Annotated in this window: 17 protein-coding genes and 1 other annotated feature; of the genes, 5 read left to right on the top strand and 12 right to left on the bottom strand. The window is 43.1% G+C overall.

Features of this window, described 5'->3' with window-relative positions:
* Nucleotides 1–126 precede the first annotated feature (126 nt).
* Entirely contained in the window at nucleotides 127–1,395 is a 1,269-nt protein-coding gene (locus tag BK139_RS18885; RefSeq protein ID WP_076261886.1) for a BaiN/RdsA family NAD(P)/FAD-dependent oxidoreductase, read from the top strand.
* A gap of 30 nt (nucleotides 1,396–1,425) precedes the next feature.
* Here BK139_RS18885 and BK139_RS18880 read toward each other — a convergent pair whose 3' ends face one another.
* From BK139_RS18880 to BK139_RS18850, 7 genes are all read right to left on the bottom strand, one after another.
* Complete coding sequence (locus BK139_RS18880; protein ID WP_076261883.1) at nucleotides 1,426–1,608, bottom strand: sporulation protein Cse60; 183 nt, start codon at nucleotides 1,606–1,608, stop codon at nucleotides 1,426–1,428.
* Nucleotides 1,609–1,711: 103 nt separating this feature from the next.
* Entirely contained in the window at nucleotides 1,712–2,017 is a 306-nt protein-coding gene (locus tag BK139_RS18875; protein ID WP_076261981.1) for a rhodanese-like domain-containing protein, read from the bottom strand.
* 167 nt (nucleotides 2,018–2,184) lie between these two features.
* The gene (leuS, locus tag BK139_RS18870; RefSeq protein ID WP_076261881.1) at nucleotides 2,185–4,602 is read right to left on the bottom strand and encodes a leucine--tRNA ligase; all 2,418 of its coding nucleotides are present in this window, start codon (nucleotides 4,600–4,602) and stop codon (nucleotides 2,185–2,187) included.
* A gap of 219 nt (nucleotides 4,603–4,821) precedes the next feature.
* Nucleotides 4,822–5,045: a binding site (T-box leader), on the bottom strand.
* 154 nt (nucleotides 5,046–5,199) lie between these two features.
* Nucleotides 5,200–5,718, bottom strand: a complete 519-nt coding sequence (locus BK139_RS18865) for a CBO0543 family protein (RefSeq protein ID WP_076261878.1) — start codon at nucleotides 5,716–5,718, stop codon at nucleotides 5,200–5,202.
* Between the two features lie 137 nt (nucleotides 5,719–5,855).
* Nucleotides 5,856–6,632 (bottom strand): 3-hydroxybutyrate dehydrogenase, encoded by a 777-nt coding sequence (locus BK139_RS18860; RefSeq protein ID WP_076261979.1) that lies wholly within the window; start codon nucleotides 6,630–6,632, stop codon nucleotides 5,856–5,858.
* Nucleotides 6,633–6,689: 57 nt separating this feature from the next.
* A complete protein-coding gene (locus BK139_RS18855) occupies nucleotides 6,690–8,009 on the bottom strand; it encodes a GntP family permease (RefSeq protein ID WP_076261875.1) in 1,320 nt (439 codons plus the stop codon).
* A gap of 326 nt (nucleotides 8,010–8,335) precedes the next feature.
* Complete coding sequence (locus BK139_RS18850) at nucleotides 8,336–9,697, bottom strand: sigma-54 interaction domain-containing protein (RefSeq protein ID WP_076261873.1); 1,362 nt, start codon at nucleotides 9,695–9,697, stop codon at nucleotides 8,336–8,338.
* Between the two features lie 161 nt (nucleotides 9,698–9,858).
* On the opposite strand from BK139_RS18850, the gene BK139_RS18845 reads away from it, so the two are divergent.
* Nucleotides 9,859–10,194, top strand: a complete 336-nt coding sequence (locus BK139_RS18845) for a hypothetical protein (RefSeq protein WP_286149057.1) — start codon at nucleotides 9,859–9,861, stop codon at nucleotides 10,192–10,194.
* 64 nt (nucleotides 10,195–10,258) lie between these two features.
* On the opposite strand, the gene BK139_RS18840 is transcribed toward BK139_RS18845, so the two are convergent.
* From BK139_RS18840 to BK139_RS18830, 3 genes are all read right to left on the bottom strand, one after another.
* Nucleotides 10,259–11,440 (bottom strand): MDR family MFS transporter, encoded by a 1,182-nt coding sequence (locus tag BK139_RS18840; protein WP_076261871.1) that lies wholly within the window; start codon nucleotides 11,438–11,440, stop codon nucleotides 10,259–10,261.
* 206 nt (nucleotides 11,441–11,646) lie between these two features.
* Nucleotides 11,647–11,826 (bottom strand): glycogen biosynthesis protein GlgD, encoded by a 180-nt coding sequence (locus BK139_RS18835; RefSeq protein ID WP_175609158.1) that lies wholly within the window; start codon nucleotides 11,824–11,826, stop codon nucleotides 11,647–11,649.
* Nucleotides 11,827–11,843: 17 nt separating this feature from the next.
* A complete protein-coding gene (locus tag BK139_RS18830) occupies nucleotides 11,844–12,107 on the bottom strand; it encodes a YtzC family protein (RefSeq protein WP_076261866.1) in 264 nt (87 codons plus the stop codon).
* Between the two features lie 203 nt (nucleotides 12,108–12,310).
* Here BK139_RS18830 and mnmL point away from each other — a divergent pair, with 203 nt between their 5' ends.
* Nucleotides 12,311–13,279, top strand: a complete 969-nt coding sequence (gene mnmL / locus BK139_RS18825; protein ID WP_076261864.1) for a tRNA modification radical SAM protein MnmL/YtqA — start codon at nucleotides 12,311–12,313, stop codon at nucleotides 13,277–13,279.
* Nucleotides 13,276–13,848: a tRNA 5-(aminomethyl)-2-thiouridylate-methyltransferase MnmM gene (gene mnmM, locus BK139_RS18820; protein WP_076261861.1), complete on the top strand. Its 573-nt coding sequence runs from the start codon at nucleotides 13,276–13,278 to the stop codon at nucleotides 13,846–13,848. Before mnmL ends, mnmM begins: the two co-directional genes overlap by 4 nt.
* A gap of 39 nt (nucleotides 13,849–13,887) precedes the next feature.
* On the opposite strand, the gene BK139_RS18815 is transcribed toward mnmM, so the two are convergent.
* Nucleotides 13,888–14,982 carry a tetraprenyl-beta-curcumene synthase family protein gene (locus BK139_RS18815; protein WP_076261973.1) on the bottom strand — a complete coding sequence of 365 codons (1,095 nt, stop codon included), beginning with the start codon at nucleotides 14,980–14,982 and terminating at the stop codon, nucleotides 13,888–13,890.
* Nucleotides 14,983–15,034: 52 nt separating this feature from the next.
* Nucleotides 15,035–15,838 (bottom strand): alpha/beta hydrolase, encoded by an 804-nt coding sequence (locus tag BK139_RS18810; RefSeq protein ID WP_076261859.1) that lies wholly within the window; start codon nucleotides 15,836–15,838, stop codon nucleotides 15,035–15,037.
* 172 nt (nucleotides 15,839–16,010) lie between these two features.
* Between BK139_RS18810 and BK139_RS18805 the strand changes: the two genes are divergently transcribed.
* Complete coding sequence (locus BK139_RS18805; RefSeq protein ID WP_076261856.1) at nucleotides 16,011–16,532, top strand: gamma carbonic anhydrase; 522 nt, start codon at nucleotides 16,011–16,013, stop codon at nucleotides 16,530–16,532.
* Nucleotides 16,533–16,584: the final 52 nt, after the last annotated feature.

Raw genomic sequence — 16,584 nt, 5'->3', positions numbered from 1 at the left:
TACTCTTCTTGCCGGGGAAATTCCACTTGCAATACCGTATAATGAAGGATTATTTTTAGAAATAGGATATTTGATTTATAATGAATCTATTGTTTACTTAGCGAATTTAGATAAGTTGGTGAAACCATGAAATATGATGTAATAGTGATAGGCGGAGGTCCTTCGGGATTGATGGCAGCAATCGGTGCTGCGGAAAAGAAGGCAAAGGTCCTTCTCATTGACAAAGGAAACAAGCTTGGCAGGAAGCTTGCCATTTCCGGCGGAGGCCGGTGCAATGTCACAAACAGGCTCCCAGTAGATGAAATCATTAAGCATATTCCCGGCAATGGGAGATTTTTGTACAGTGCATTTTCCATCTTCAGCAATGAAGATATTATCCGCTTCTTTGAGAATTTGGGAATTGAGCTGAAAGAGGAAGATCACGGGCGGATGTTTCCCGTTACCGACAAAGCGCAATCGGTTGTTGATGCCTTAATTTTAAGGCTGAGGGAACTGAAGGTCGATATCAAAACAGACAGCCCGATCCAGGATGTTCACTATGAAAATGGCAGGGTGAAATCGGTAGAATTAAAAACAGGCGATGTTTATGAAGCAGACTCTGTTGTGATAGCCGTCGGAGGAAAATCAGTCCCTCACACCGGCTCAACCGGAGACGGCTATGCATGGGCGGAAAAAGCAGGCCATACAATTACAGAGCTTTTTCCAACTGAGGTCCCGCTGACATCTTCAGAGAGCTTTATTAAAGAAAAAGCGCTGCAGGGATTGTCGCTCCGAAGCGTGGCACTTAGTGTTCTAAACCCTAAAGGAAAAGCGCTCATAACGCATCGGATGGATATGATTTTCACCCATTTCGGCATTAGCGGCCCGGCGGTCTTGCGCTGCAGCCAGTATGCGGTGAAAGCGATGAAGAAGTGGAATTTGAAAGAAGTAACCATGAACCTGGATGCACTCCCGGATACAAAGGAAGAACCTCTTTTTCAGGAAGTGTCCAAAAAGATTAAAGAAGAACCGAAAAAAATCATTAAAAACCTATTAAAAGGGCTTCTTCCGGAAAGGTATCTTTTGTTTCTTCTTGAGCAGAACGGAATTGATCCATCTGCGCAAGGGGCTGTTATTTCCAATGAAAAAATCAGAAGCTTTGTTAAGGGCTGCAAATCTTTTCAGTTTAAAGTAAACGGCACTTTGCCTCTCGATAAAGCCTTTGTGACCGGCGGAGGTGTTTCCGTCAAAGAAATCGAACCGCAGACAATGGCTTCAAAAATGATGGAAGGTCTTTTCTTCTGCGGAGAAATTTTGGATATCCATGGCTACACAGGCGGTTACAATATCACTTCGGCACTTGTAACAGGCCGGTTAGCCGGATTAAACGCAGCTGTATCTGCACATACCGTGTAATAAAAATAGAGCCTGATGCATTAGAATACATTAGGCTCTATATATAACCATGGCAGTAAAACAATAAATCTGTTCGTCTTCATCCTCATGCACTGCGGCCACATTATATTTGATATCCAGAAGTTTTTTCTCCTCAATTTTCTCCAGAAAATGATTCATATCCTTTTCCAGGTCTTTTTCATGCTCATGATCGAATAACTTTACCTTAATCATAGAGTTCTTTCCTCCCAGTATTTTTTACTAGCTTGGACAATTTTCGGAATTTTTAAAATAACATTCCAAAAAAAAACGAAGCCTAATTGGCCCCGTTTGTAATTTATTCTGTTTTCCCCTGCCAGTCCAGCATGCCGCCAGCCATATTGCGAACCTTATATCCTTGTTCCTGCAAGTAATGACAAACATTTCCGCTGCGGCCGCCAGAGCGGCAGATAATGATGTACTCAGTGTCTTTATCAAATTTATCAAGATTCTCAGGAATCGTGCCCATGCGGATATGTCTGGCTCCAGGAATCATTCCGGATGCCACCTCTTCATCTTCCCTAACATCTACAAGCTCGGGCTTCTCTCCAGCCTCCAGCTTTTTTTGCAATTCATCTGTGGTAATCTCTTCAATACGATCCAATTCTAACACCCTTTCCGGAAATCTTTTTAAATAGCACTTTGCATCTGCTAATGCTGCCACTCCTATAATACCCTATATGGCACAAAAAAAAAAAATGAGAAGTTTCTTTAACACAAATACAAAAAAACCACCCCTGATCAACTAGAGGTGGTTTCATCTCATATAACTTAATTTGCAACGATGTTTACAAGCTTGCCCGGTACTGCAATAACTTTACGGACAGTTTTTCCGTCAATTTGCTCTTTTACTTTTTCATCACCCATTGCGATTTGCTCCAACAGGTCTTTTTTAGCATCGGCCGGTACCATTAGTTTCGCTTTTACTTTGCCGTTGATTTGAATAACGATTTCGACCTCGTCATCCACCATTTTGGCTTCATCAAATGCCGGCCAGGCTTCATAAGCAATGGACTCATCATGGCCGAATTTTGACCAAAGCTCTTCTGAAATATGAGGAGCGATTGGTGAAAGCATTTTAACAAAACCTTCTGCAAAAGTTTTTGGAAGCACATCTGCTTTATAAGCTTCGTTGATGAATACCATCATTTGAGAAATAGCTGTGTTAAAACGAAGTCCTTCGTAGTCCTCAGTTACTTTTTTCACCGTTTGGTGGTAAACCTTTTCAAGACTGCTGCCTTCATCAATGTCCTGAATTCCCGGGCTTAATTCACCAGTCTCTTCCACAAACAAACGCCAGATGCGGTCAAGGAATCTTCTAGAGCCATCCAATCCATTTGTAGACCAGGCGATGGAAGCTTCAAGCGGCCCCATGAACATTTCGTACAGGCGAAGAGTATCTGCACCATGGCTCTCTACGATTTCATCCGGATTAACGACATTGCCTTTTGATTTACTCATTTTCTCATTGTTTTCCCCAAGAATCATACCCTGGTTAAATAGCTTTTGGAACGGTTCCTTCGTATGGACAACTCCCACATCGTAAAGGACCTTGTGCCAGAAGCGGGCATATAGAAGGTGAAGAACCGCATGTTCAGCTCCTCCAATATATATATCAACCGGAAGCCATTCTTTTAATTTCTCGGGATCTGCAAGAGCTTCACTATTTTTTGGATCAATATAGCGAAGGTAGTACCAGCAGCTGCCTGCCCATTGCGGCATTGTGTTCGTTTCCCTGCGGCCTTTTTTGCCAGTTTCCGGATCCACTACATTAACCCAATCATCGATATTGGCCAATGGTGACTCACCAGTGCCGGATGGTTTGATCTCCGTTGTTTTTGGAAGCACTAATGGAAGCTGATCTTCCGGCACGGCAGTCATTGTGCCATCTTCCCAGTGGATGACTGGAATCGGCTCGCCCCAATAGCGCTGGCGGCTGAATAACCAGTCACGAAGACGGTAAGTAACCTTCTTAGTGCCAATACCTTTTTCTTCAAGCCAGGCAATCATTTTCTCAATAGCGTCCTCTTTGTTTAATCCATCAAGGAAACCTGAGTTTACATGCTCGCCATCGCCAGTGTATGCTTCTTTATCAACATCTCCGCCAGCAACGACTTCTTTAATAGGCAAATCAAATTGCTTGGCGAACTCATAGTCGCGCTCGTCATGTGCCGGAACCGCCATGATGGCACCCGTTCCATAGCTGACTAAAACATAATCTGCAATCCAGATCGGCATTTTTTCGCCGTTGGCCGGATTAATCGCATACGCACCAGTGAAGACACCCGTTTTTTCTTTAGCAAGATCTGTCCGCTCAAGATCGCTCTTGCTCTTTACTTTGTCAATGTAAGCCTGAACTGCTTCTTGCTGGCCCTCAGTTGTGATCTTATCAACAAGCGCGTGCTCTGGAGCAAGTACTGCATATGTTGCACCATATAATGTGTCAGGACGTGTTGTGAAAACAGTGAATGTGCCATCATGACCTTCAATATTGAATGTCACTTCTGCTCCTTCAGAGCGTCCGATCCAGTTGCGCTGCATATCTTTCAGGCTCTCTGGCCAATCCAATAGATCAAGATCTTCAAGCAGGCGATCCGCATAAGCCGTAATTTTCAGCATCCACTGTCTCATTGGGCGGCGTTCTACAGGATGGCCTCCGCGCTCGCTTTTTCCGTCGATAACCTCTTCATTTGCAAGTACTGTTCCAAGTGCAGGACACCAGTTAACAGCTACTTCATCGATATAAGCAAGCCCTTTTTCATAAAGCTTTAAGAAGATCCATTGAGTCCATTTATAGTATTCAGGGTCTGTTGTGTTTACTTCACGATCCCAGTCATAGGAGAAGCCTAACGCCTTAATCTGGCGGCGGAAGGTGTTGATATTCTGTTCTGTGAATTCTGCCGGGTCATTCCCTGTATCAAGTGCATATTGCTCTGCAGGCAAGCCAAATGCATCCCAGCCCATCGGATGAAGGACATTATAGCCCTGCATGCGCTTCATGCGGGAAAGGATATCTGTTGCCGTATATCCTTCCGGATGGCCAACGTGAAGACCAGCGCCTGAAGGATATGGGAACATATCAAGCGCATAAAACTTGCGCTTGCCTTTATCTTCAGTTGTTTTGAATGTTTTATTTTCTTCCCAGTGGCCTTGCCACTTTTTTTCAATCTGCTGATGATTGAAACTCATTTTTGTTTCCTCCTATTAATGAAAGTAAAATCAGGCTCTCTCCTTCTAAACCGTTGTTTAGCTTATGAATAATGCCCGTTGATTTCCGCTGCGGACACTTGATTTCCGCTGCGGACACTTGCTTTCCGCAGTGGAAAGCAATTCAGAAAGTTAAACTTAGTCTGTAAGAAACATGTCTTATGAGACAGCCTAAAAAAAATAAAAAACCCCTCATCCCAAAAAAGGGACGAGAGGATTATGTATAAATCTCCCGCGGTACCACCCACATTAGTGAACATGTCACTCGCTTCATTCATCCTTAACGCGGAAAACGGCAAGCATTACTGGTATTTCACACTTGCTGCTCAAAGGCGAGTTCATGATGTGCCCGGCTGACTTGCACCTGCCGTCAACTCTCTTAAAACGGGCGCTGCACCACTACTGCTCCTTATCTAAGCATTTTAGTATAAGAATATGACTATTGTAATAAATTTCCCGCCAGGATGCAAGTAGGCTTATCCTGACAGGAATTTAATACTTAGAATATGCAAGGCTTTTAAAATTGTGCACCATGTTTCACTTTCTTTAGGGCAAAAGTTTACGAAGCCATTCAATTCATTATTTCAAATCAATCAGATGCGGATGAAAGAACCATAATAGAATCGCAATGATGGGCAGCGAAACTGCCATAGCGATTCCCGGCTTTTTATAATGCATTCGCAGCATGATGAACATGATGAGATTAAACAGCACAGACCACCAGAAATTCCACCCATTATCATAAACAAACAATCCCTTTTTAGAAAACAAATACTCCAGCACTGAGAAATAAACGATCCACACGCCAATATAAAAAATCTTTTTCTTTAGATTTTTTTCCGGAAAATAGCGAAGGTAAATCATGACGACGACTGGAATAATCAACAAAGTGAAGGTGATTTCAATAAACGTGTGATTCAGCCAATCCAGCGTAACTGCTCTATAGGCCCATAGGGTATGATTATAAAATAAAAAATTATATAGAAAGTTGGCAATGATATAAAATTGGACAGTTGGATAGTATTCTTTCCATCTTTTCCAATCAACAAATTTCCAGGCAAAAAAAACATAAACAAGTACAACCAATAATAAATACACAATATCTCCACCAATTATCTGCCATCATTTCAGTATCAACAATATACCCATAGTTTCAAAGGTTTTATTCGCATTACTGGACATGAGAAAAAGAGGGCCATTCTCTGCCCTCTCTAAAAATTGCTATGCGCATGCCTTTATTGAACTGTATAGCCTCCATCAATAACTGCCGCCTGGCCCGTAATTCCTTTAGCTGCATCACCGGCCAAAAAAATCGCATAATCTGCTATCTCTTCCACCGTCAGCAGCCTTTTTTGCGGGACTAATGGATAAATGACTTCCTCCAGTGCTTTTTCGATGGGTACATTTCTTGTTTTAGCTAGGTCATTCAGCTGATTTCTTACGAGTGGTGTGTCTACATAGCCCGGACAGATGGCATTAACCGTAATTCCGTGTTCAGCAGCCTCCAGTGCCGCTACTTTTGTAAGGCCGATGACGCCATGCTTGGCACTGTTATATGCTGCCTTGCCAGCAAACCCCACAAGCCCGTTAATGGAAGCCATGTTCAGTATCCGGCCTGACTTTTGTTTTTTCATGATTGGCATCGCATGCTTTATAGCCACGAATGGAGCAGTCAGCATTACTTTGATCATAAATTCAAACTTCTCAGTGGGAAAATCTTCAATAAAGGAAACATGCTGCAGCCCTGCATTATTGATCAGTACATCCAAAGCACCGAATCGGCTGATAGTTTCATTGATGGCCGCCTGTATATCAGACTCTGATGTCACATCACATTTTAGCCCAAGCGCTTCAAAACCTTCATTCTGCAGGTTTTCTGCAGCCTTTTTCACGGCATCCTCCTGAATATCTGTCAGAACAATTCTCGCGCCATGTTCAGCAAATCTCTTACCAATCTCATATCCAATTCCCTGCGCTGCACCAGTGATAAAAACGACTTTATTTTGTACCATGAATAAGCTCCTTTCAAAAACAAAACCGGGGCTCAATTTTAAGAGCCCCTGCTGAAATTAGATTCCCAACCCAAGTGAGAACAGGATAATAGCAATCGCAACTCCGATAAGCGGGACAATTACCGTAACAGCAGCTACTGCTCCATATGCTGCCTGGTGGGTTTCACCGCAGATTGCACGTACTGTGGTAACAACATAGCCATTATGCGGCAACGAGTCCAGGGCTCCGGAAGAAATGGCAACCGTTCTGTGCAGGGCTTCTGCATTAACGCCCATGTCCATATAATGCGGGGCCAGAATTGGCAGGGCGATTGCCTGGCCGCCTGAAGCTGACCCAGTCATCCCTGCGATCACACTTACAGCTATGGCACCGCCTATCAGCGGACTGCCAGGAATGCTCGTCATCCAATCAACCGCTGTGGCAAATGCCGGCACTGCTTTTGCTACGCCGCCAAACCCAACGACAGCAGCCGTATTACCTATAGCAATCAATGCACCTAATGTTCCATCAGACACAGCATTCCAGAAATTAGTGAAATACTTTCGGTTCAATAGATATGTGGCAATGACTCCACCCAGCAAGGCAAGAATAAGTGCAGATTGTGCAAGTGAATCATGAAAAACGAAGGAAATAATTAAAACGACAGCCAATGGTACAACACCCATAATTGGATGCGGTAAATCCTTATTTTCTGTTACAGGATCCTGCTTGCGAGATTCAAACGTTTCTCCTTTGTTTACAGCCTTGGTAATCATTCGCTTCAGCCACCAGTAGCCGAAGATCATCATGAACACAGCCACAATTAAGCTGACTTCCCAGCCCGCATATGGAGTCGTTCCAAGAAATTCAATCGGAATCCAGTTTTGAATTTCAGGTGAACCTGCAGAAGTCATCGTAAATGTTACAGATCCAAAAGCCAGTGCTGCAGGGATAAATCTTCTCGGCAGATTTGCCTGCTTAAATAAACTCAACGCCATCGGATACACAGAGAAGGCGACAACGAATAAACTGACTCCGCCATAAGTTAAAATGGCACAGGAAGCGACTATGGCAAGAACGGCATATTTCATTCCAAGCTTATCCACGACCATTTTGGATACACTGTCAGCTGCACCGCTATCCTCCATTACCTTTCCAAAAATAGCACCCAATAGGAACATCAGATACCATGATGTGACAAATCCCGAAAAGCCGGACATATAGTTCCCGACCAAGTTAGCCTCTCCTTCACCTGCCAGTTGCGGAAATAAAGGCATACCGCTAAAAAGAGCTACAAACAGCGCAGATAATGGACCGACCACCAGCAGGTTCATTCCCCGCATCGTCAGGTATATCAGCAGTGCAAGCCCGCCTATTAACCCAATCATACTTAGCATTTCATTTCCCCCTTTGTTTTAAATATAAGAAAATAAACTTGTCACCCCTCCTCTTGCAAGCGTTTTCAAAAATAGAAAAATAACTTCTTCTGAAAATTAATGCAAGAAGTGTGCCAACATAAAATACTTCCTGGGTGAAGGGAATGGTGAACATTTAATGAATTATTTTTCCGGAAATCTGGAACGGGCAGGGAGCAAGTCCTCCAATTTAATAGAATAGTTTTCAGATAATTCCGTCTAACAGAGGGCTATCAGCATTAATGATTCCTAGAGTCAAAAAAGTCCAGAATTTTGGAATGCATTCCGGATTTCTGGACTTTTTACACCTATACAATTCCATATTTCTTTAACTTTTCGTACATGGACGATTTACTGATGCCAAGAGCGTTTGCTGCTGCTATTCGGTCATTATTATATTTGCTCAAGCTTTGTGACAGAATCCGCTTCTCTGTTTCCTCAAGAATATCCTTCAGATTCTTTTTTCCAACCGGATATACAGCAGTTTCTTTCATATAATCCGGCAATGATTCTGTCGTGATAGTTTCATTGCTTGTCAGGTGAATAGATGCTTCTATTACATTTTCAAGCTCCCTGATGTTTCCGGGCCAGCTGTATTGATGGAACTTTTCTATGACTTCCTCTTCAATTGCACTTATTCGCTTTCCCGATTTTTTCGTTATTTTCTTGATAAAGCTGTCAATTAGAAGCGGTAAGTCCTCCATCCTGTCGCGCAAAGAAGGAACCATGAACGGCACTACATTAATCCGATAAAATAGATCCTCCCTAAAACGCTTTTCCTCCATCATTTTTTCGAGCGGTCTGTTAGTTGCAGCAATAATCCGGACATCCACTTTAACCGGAGCAGTCGATCCAACACTTTCGATCTCGCCTTCCTGAAGGGCACGCAATAGCTTCACCTGCATATTAAGCGGCATATCCCCGATTTCATCTAAAAACAAGGTTCCTCCATCTGCTAGCTGAAATTTTCCTTTTTTGCCGCCCTTTTTCGCCCCTGTAAAAGCTCCCTCTTCATAGCCAAACAGTTCAGACTCCAGCAGATGTTCAGGAATGGCCCCGCAGTTAATTTTTACAAATGGCTGATGGCTTCTGTTGCTTAGCTGATGAATGCTGTGGGCAAACAGTTCTTTGCCGGTCCCGCTTTCCCCGCGGATTAAAACGGAAATGTCACTGGCTGCCACCATTTTCACCTTTTCTTTCAGGCTGTGAATCTGGCTTGAGCTTCCTAATATATCATCGAGGCTGTATTTTACACTTGGATCAATTCCCTGAATATAGCTCTGGATTTTTGTGAGCATGCTCTTTACATGGCTGTTCATCTGCATCCATTCCTTTGTATCCCTAAAGAAAACCGTCCCGAATGCGCCAATTACCTCGCCATCAGAAAAAATGGGAATGCGGTTTGCTATCATATAGTTGCCTCTTATAAATTGCAGGTCCGCAATTTCTTCCTTTCCTGATTCTGCCACTATATGCATTCGTGAATTTTCAATAACCCCCGATACATGCTTCCCCAGAACCTGTTCCCTCTCCACCTCAAGGAAATCGCAATAATTTTTATTGATGTAAATGATCGTTCCTTCTTTATTTACAACGACAAGCCATCCAAAGGCGTTTTCTACAATGGTTTCAACCATTTGAACAGGCAAATCAAATAATGCACTTTTCATTTTTGATCCCCTCATTTTGAACATTCGAATATAGTAAACACTATTTTATCATATTTTTCTGACAACAAATTCATTTCAATAGGTATTCCATTTGCTTTTACTGTCCATACCATTAGTAATCCGCGCAGACATGGGAGGTGCTTCAGCTGAAAGGCATATATATGATCAATCCTCATTGGCAGTACTTAAACAAGTCCAAAGAAGAATGTATTCAGCTGCAAAAACAGGCATTGGAATCCTATATTGAAAACCATAATATTTATTCAGTAAAGCTGAATCAATGGCAGCTGAACGACTACTACACCATTCCACATGCCCTATTGTATGATTTGAAGAAAAAGAAAGCAGAGCTGGATATCCTGCTTCTTTATTCTGAAGAGGTCCTTGAAGACTTTATCCATTCTTATCCGGCGAGATGGCTGATTCTGAAAAGCTTCTTCAATGAGGTTGTATTTTGCGCTACCCAAAAAGAGAACTCTCTTGAAGGCGCAGGTTAAATTAATTACTTGAAACTATAAAACCTGCAGCTCAAAACTGCAGGTTTCATTCTTTCGCTTATTGTTATGAAGCATGCGCCAATTCTTTAGACTCCTTTAATTTCCGGTCATATACAAGAGTCGTCAGAATGGCAAAAACAAATAGAACCATTAATACAGCAAACAGCATGGAGATTCCATAAAGATCAACCAGAATCCCCCCCAGTAAAGGACCGATCATCCTTCCGCCTGTAGCTGTGCTGTTTACGATTCCCTGGTAAAACCCTTCTCTCCCTTTAGGAGCAAGCTGGTTGGCAATGGTCGGAACAGCTGGCCATATCAGCATTTCGCCTACTGTCAGAATAACCATGCTTGTGACAAATGCGGAGAACTGCTCTGCGATCGCCGCAACAGCAAACGAGCCAATAAATATAACCATTCCCGCCACCATCTGAACCTTTAATGTTTTAAACCATTTTACTATTGCGCTGATAACCGGCTGTCCTAAAACAATCAGGGCTCCATTAATAGTCCACAGTAAACTGTATTGCTTTAAAGAAATGTTCAGCTCCTGGGTATAGGCGGCAATAGTCGATTGCCATTGGACATATCCAACCCAGCACAATAAATAGCCCGCACATAATATGAGCAGCGCATAAAGCTTGGTATGATTTTTAACCATGCCATTTTCCTGAAGGATGGAGGTCTGCTGACCCGAAACTGTGTTTATTCCCCGGTAGCCAAAAACTGCAATCAATAAAAAAAGGATATACATGACAGTATTGGCCAGAAAAATTAATTGAAAAGAGTACGAGGCTACAAGACCTCCAAGAGCAGCACCAATGGCAACGCCGGCATTCTGGGCTACATAGATGGCATTGAAAGCTTTGCGGCCTCCTTCTTTCCAGACTGATCCTGCCATTGCAAACATCGAAGGAAAAACAATCCCGGATCCAAATCCCACAAATGTGAGGAACACCACATATGCAGGCCAGCCATGCCAAAAGGTCAAGCCCAGGAGCGCCATTACCGTAATGACAATTCCAAGAAGAATCGAACGATAGCCGCCTATTTTATCATATAGACTTCCCCCTATTAAATTTCCTGCGACACTGGCTGCTGCGTTCACCATCAGAACCAGGCCGGCTACCGATAAGGATTTCCCTAAGTAGTCATGGATGTAGATTGTGTTAAGAGGCCACAAAAAAGAAGATCCGGTTACATTCACTGCCATCCCAATAATTAAAAGCCACAAGGTCCGCGGCATAAGATAACGCCCCTTTTTCGGTATTTTTTATGTTTAGCCGGTACATTAACTCCCGGACACTATTTCGAAATCCAAAATAATTTTAGTCGGTTTTTCCTGTCCTTGCAATAGGTTTTCAATCGATTTTAATAGACAGAATACTTCTTTTTTTTCGTTTAAAAAGTAAAGCCCCGATCCTCGGTGGATCGGGGCCTTGCCACAATTATTTATGAAGATTGTTCCGGTTCAGGATGGAATTTTGATTTAACAGGCTGACCGCCTGATTTCTCATAGTTCTTTTTCGACTGCTTTACCATATCAAAATCCCGGCCAAATTCAACATCCTGGCTATTGGCGCCATTGCGGGTCTTTTGTTCCGGATTGTTTTGTTTTGAACGCTTTTTCACCATCTGTGAACCACTCCTTAATGAGGAAGAATTATCATCTGATTTTGGAGCTGCTGCAGCTGGAGCCTCATCCGGTGAAGCTGTTCCCTCTGCTGGGAGTTGGCGCTGTGGGCCATCTGGGTTATATCATTATAGGCAGCTTCCAGGGACTGAAGTGCATTGGAGTATTCGAAATCATTATAATGCTCCTGCGTTCTTCCCGATTCAAACTGCTCCTGCGCAAAACGGATTGCATCCTCACACTGCTGAATAAGTGTATCCATCGATTCACGGGTTGCCATTGTATGTTCCCCTCCTTGAAGAATGGGTCTAGAAGCTTGCATGCTTCATGAATTAGTTTGTTCAATTTTCCGTAATCCTTACCACTGTATTTCCTGCCAATTCCCCTTTTATAAGGTTTTGCGTCATGATAAGATTAATTTTATGAAAGCATTCATAATGATTTTCACCATATAGATTACTCTTTGATTAAGGAGGGATGATTGTGGATAAAGCAAATCCTTTTCCATATGCATCCGATAATAAACGGTACCATACATGGAATTATCATTTACGCAGTGAATTTGGCCATAAGGTTTTTAAAGTGGCACTTGATGGGGGCTTTGATTGCCCAAACCGAGATGGCACGGTCGCACATGGAGGGTGTACGTTCTGCAGCGCCGCCGGTTCTGGAGACTTTGCCGGGAACCGCACTGATGATTTGGACACACAGTTTAATGCAATCAAAACAAAAATGCATCATAAATGGAAAGACGGAAAATATATGGCCTATTTTCAGGCTTTTACAAATACACATGCCCCTGTTGAAGTGCTTCGTGATATGTACGAGCGGGTGCTTGAGCAGGAAGGGGTTGTCGGGCTGTCTATTGCGACCCGCCCCGACTGCCTGCCTGATGATGTAGTTGACTATCTGGCAGAGCTTAACAAGCGGACTTACCTTTGGGTAGAGCTTGGACTGCAGACTGTACATGAAAGAACTGCCCTTTTAATTAACCGCGCACATGATTATCAGTGCTATGTGGAGGGAGTAAACAAGCTCCGCAAACACGGAATCCGCATCTGTTCCCACATTATTAATGGGCTTCCGCTTGAAACGCCGGAAATGATGATGGAAACCGCCCGGGAGGTTGCGAAGCTGGATGTACAGGGAATTAAAATCCATCTCCTTCATTTATTGAAGGGAACCCCGATGGTTAAACAATTTGAAAAAGGCATGCTTGAGTTTTTGTCTCTTGATGAATATATAAATTTAGTTTGTGACCAGCTGGAAATTTTACCGCCGGAAATGATTGTACACCGCATCACCGGTGATGGGCCAATCGACTTGATGATTGGGCCGATGTGGAGTGTTAATAAGTGGGAAGTCCTTAATGGCATTGATGCAGAATTAAAGCGAAGAAACAGCTGGCAAGGTAAATTTTACAATCCAAGCGAAGTGGAGGCATTGTCATGAAGCTTGAAAGAATCTTGCCATATGCAAGACAGCTGCTTGAGAAAGCAGTATCACCTGGGGATATCGTTATTGATGCCACTCTGGGCAACGGACATGATACCGTATTTCTGGCTGATCTGGTGGGGTCAAACGGCAGAGTTTACGGATTCGATATTCAGGAAGAGGCTGTCCTGAATACAAAAACACGCCTGGCTGATCACGAACTGTCAGACAGGGCTACTCTTTTCCATACAGGTCATGAACACATTCTCGAGAATGTACCGCCTGTCCACCATGGAAAAATAACGGCAGCCATATTTAATTTAGGTTACTTGCCCGGTGGCGATAAAGATATTGTCACCCGTCCTCAGACAACCATTTCTGCGATCGATCAGCTCCTGGAACTGATGGCTCCGGAAGGGATAATTCTTTTGGTGATTTATCACGGCCATATTGAAGGTGCTGTTGAGCGCGATTACCTGCTCCGATATGTCAAGCAGCTGGATCAAAGCCTCGTCCATGTCTTGCAGTATCAGTTTATTAATCAAAAAAATAACCCGCCGTTTATCGTTGCTATTGAGAAACGTTAATATAATGTAAAAGCCTGCAAAAAAATTGCAGGCTTTTACTTATTTCACAAAGACTTTTGCAAAACCAGAAGGCATCACCTTCTGCACTGTCCGGTAAGCTCTTCCATTCACATAAAAGAAATAGCTCACCATTCCGCCTGTCCTGATCATGCTTTTGGCTAATCTTCTGACATTCCGCTGCTTCCGGACCTTATCATCAGAGAGATAGACCCCCAGCAGGCCGCGATTAATCAGTTTATGAAAATGTTTATGAGGCAGCTTTTCCGTATGCTTGTCTGCCTCTGCAACAAAGTGCTTCAATCTCGAAAACAATCTCTCTTCGCTTTCATAGTAAAAGCAGAAATTCAAGTCTCCCCCGGCCTTGTCCTCTTCCTGATCAATCAGATAATCAAGCAAAATGTGGAGGCCCTGGATGTAAGGAAAATATCCATTTCTTATATTAACCGCATGCTCCGCTTTAAAATCATCTCTCAGTGCGTAGGAAACAAGGCAGAAAATCCCTAGTGTCGAACCCGAGCAGGCAGAAAACTCATACCATTCCATCTCGGGTATATCTGAACGATACTGGTCGAACCAGTTTTGCAGGCGGGGTACTCGTTCTTCGACTGCAACATGCTTATGTATTTGCAGATCACAATAGTAACGGCATAATTCAAGCAGATGTCTTTTAATATGGGAATATTGCTCGAGACTCGACAGCACTTCCCTGCAGGATGCTGCTAAATCTGCAAGATAATTTCCATCATCCTGCTCACTTCTCAGCCGATAATAATTTTTCCCTTCTGCGTCAATATCCAGGGCATCCTCCATTGACTCATGAAGTGCCGCAAAATCTCCGGGATCATGCGATGTGCTCCGGTCGCAAAGATTGTCCAAATAATCACTGATTGTCTGATAAGCGACAATGAACTTAATCGCTTGTTCATATTTTTCCATTGCCATCAATGACATAATAGCTCCGCCTTCACAGTGGAAGGTTTTATGTTCAATGCTGGCAAGAGCCTGCTTTCTTAACTCCGGATCAGGAATTGCTTTCGCCCGGCCCTTCCAATATGCAAGCTCCTTATGGACAACAGGCAGAACCTTCCGATAGACATGTGACATCAGGCTAATTGGCATGGAAGGGACACTCATGACAGCAGATACCTCCTTTTGATCAGGTCTGGTGAATATCTTAAGGAAATCATTAAACCACATAACCCAGCGCCTTTAATTGGCTGTTCACGAAATCCTTCGCATATTCAAATACCTCTTCACGTTCAGGTTCATTGAAGACTTCGTGGTAGCACTTTGGCCACTCTTTGAACCTTTTTTCTGAGAAAGGCGCAAGGTTAAACCATTCTCTGACAGTTGTTTTATTCACGATTTTATCATCGCCGCCCTGAATTACAAGAAGGGGTACATCTTGGATATTATCAAGATTCTCAAAGGCCAGCTTTATGGCATAAACAAGTTCCCTGTACCATCTGACCGAAACTTTTGTCACATACAGTGAATCATTTAAATCAGCATCAAGGACATCCTGATTACGCGTTGCCATGTCCACTGACAATCCTGCATCCATTTTCAGACCCGGCATCACTGAATTGAGTCCAAGCGATAAGAAGTTCAGTAATTTCGAAGGCTGCTGAACTAAACCTAAACATGGGGATGACAAAATCACTCCAGCGAGATTCATTCTTTCTTCCTGCAGCAGGCGAATGGCAATCAGTCCGCCCATGCTGTGTCCCAAAAGAAACACCGGCAATTCAAATTCATAGGCAGCCTGTACCCAATCTTTAACTTCAATTATATATTCATCAAAGGAATCAATATGGCCCCTTCTGGATCTTGTAGTCATTCCCTGGCCGGGAAGATCTCCCATAATGACATGGAAACCGGCCAAGCGCCACATTTCAATCAACCAGCCATAACGGCGGTGATGCTCCATTGCCCCATGAATCATGACAATAACGCCTTTTGCCTCTCCTTCAGTTTCCCACTTCCACATAGTCAATCCTCCCTGCCTTTTTACGTACGATCTTATGTAAATATATTATAGCCTAGATGCAAAAATTGTTCATGAATCAGCCCCTTAAAAAACTCTTTTGCCAAAATAACGTTTATCATGTCTCATATGATAAAATCAAAATAATCCAACTAAATACAGGAGTGTTTTTCACATGATCTATCCATTTAAAGATAAAGAACCTAAAATTGCAGAATCCGCATTTATTGCAGATTTCACTACCATTACCGGCGATGTTGAAATTGGGGAGGATTCCAGCGTCTGGTTCAACTCCGTCATACGCGGAGATATAGCACCAACGATCATCGGCAGGAAGGTCAATATCCAGGATAATTCCGTCCTGCATCAGAGCCCAAATAACCCGCTGATATTGGAAGACGAAGTAACAGTAGGCCATCAGGTAATCCTTCATAGCTGCATTATCCGCAAGAAAGCTCTAATTGGGATGGGCTCAATTGTCTTAGATCAGGCAGAAATCGGGGAGGGAGCATTTATTGGTGCAGGCAGCCTTGTTCCACAGGGAAAGAAAATTCCGCCCAATACACTTGCATTCGGGAGGCCTGCAAAAGTAATCCGTGAGCTGACACCGGAGGATATTAAAGATATGGAACGGATCAGCAGGGAATACGCTGAAAAAGGCCAGTACTATAAGTCTTTGCAGAAAAAGCCAAAATAACTCTCCAGCCTTAATAGAATGGGAAATAGGCCGATATTAAAATATAAGGCAA

The organism is Paenibacillus sp. FSL R5-0490 (assembly GCF_001956215.1).
Lineage (GTDB): Bacteria > Bacillota > Bacilli > Bacillales > Cytobacillaceae > Cytobacillus.
Note: the sequence above shows the minus strand (reverse complement) of the source record. Positions and strands in the feature narration are given on the sequence as shown.

Bases quoted from the DNA above. Each gene is read 5' to 3' on its own strand.
- BK139_RS18885 (WP_076261886.1), top strand. From the start codon at position 127: ATGAAATATGATGTAATAGTGATAGGCGGAGGTCCTTCGGGATTGATG.
- BK139_RS18880 (WP_076261883.1), bottom strand. From the start codon at position 1,608: ATGATTAAGGTAAAGTTATTCGATCATGAGCATGAAAAAGACCTGGAA.
- leuS (WP_076261881.1), bottom strand. From the start codon at position 4,602: ATGAGTTTCAATCATCAGCAGATTGAAAAAAAGTGGCAAGGCCACTGG.
- BK139_RS18860 (WP_076261979.1), bottom strand. From the start codon at position 6,632: ATGGTACAAAATAAAGTCGTTTTTATCACTGGTGCAGCGCAGGGAATT.
- BK139_RS18855 (WP_076261875.1), bottom strand. From the start codon at position 8,009: ATGCTAAGTATGATTGGGTTAATAGGCGGGCTTGCACTGCTGATATAC.
- BK139_RS18850 (WP_076261873.1), bottom strand. From the start codon at position 9,697: ATGAAAAGTGCATTATTTGATTTGCCTGTTCAAATGGTTGAAACCATT.
- BK139_RS18845 (WP_286149057.1), top strand. From the start codon at position 9,859: ATGATCAATCCTCATTGGCAGTACTTAAACAAGTCCAAAGAAGAATGT.
- BK139_RS18840 (WP_076261871.1), bottom strand. From the start codon at position 11,440: ATGCCGCGGACCTTGTGGCTTTTAATTATTGGGATGGCAGTGAATGTA.
- BK139_RS18830 (WP_076261866.1), bottom strand. From the start codon at position 12,107: ATGGCAACCCGTGAATCGATGGATACACTTATTCAGCAGTGTGAGGAT.
- mnmM (WP_076261861.1), top strand. From the start codon at position 13,276: ATGAAGCTTGAAAGAATCTTGCCATATGCAAGACAGCTGCTTGAGAAA.
- BK139_RS18815 (WP_076261973.1), bottom strand. From the start codon at position 14,982: ATGAGTGTCCCTTCCATGCCAATTAGCCTGATGTCACATGTCTATCGG.
- BK139_RS18810 (WP_076261859.1), bottom strand. From the start codon at position 15,838: ATGTGGAAGTGGGAAACTGAAGGAGAGGCAAAAGGCGTTATTGTCATG.
- BK139_RS18805 (WP_076261856.1), top strand. From the start codon at position 16,011: ATGATCTATCCATTTAAAGATAAAGAACCTAAAATTGCAGAATCCGCA.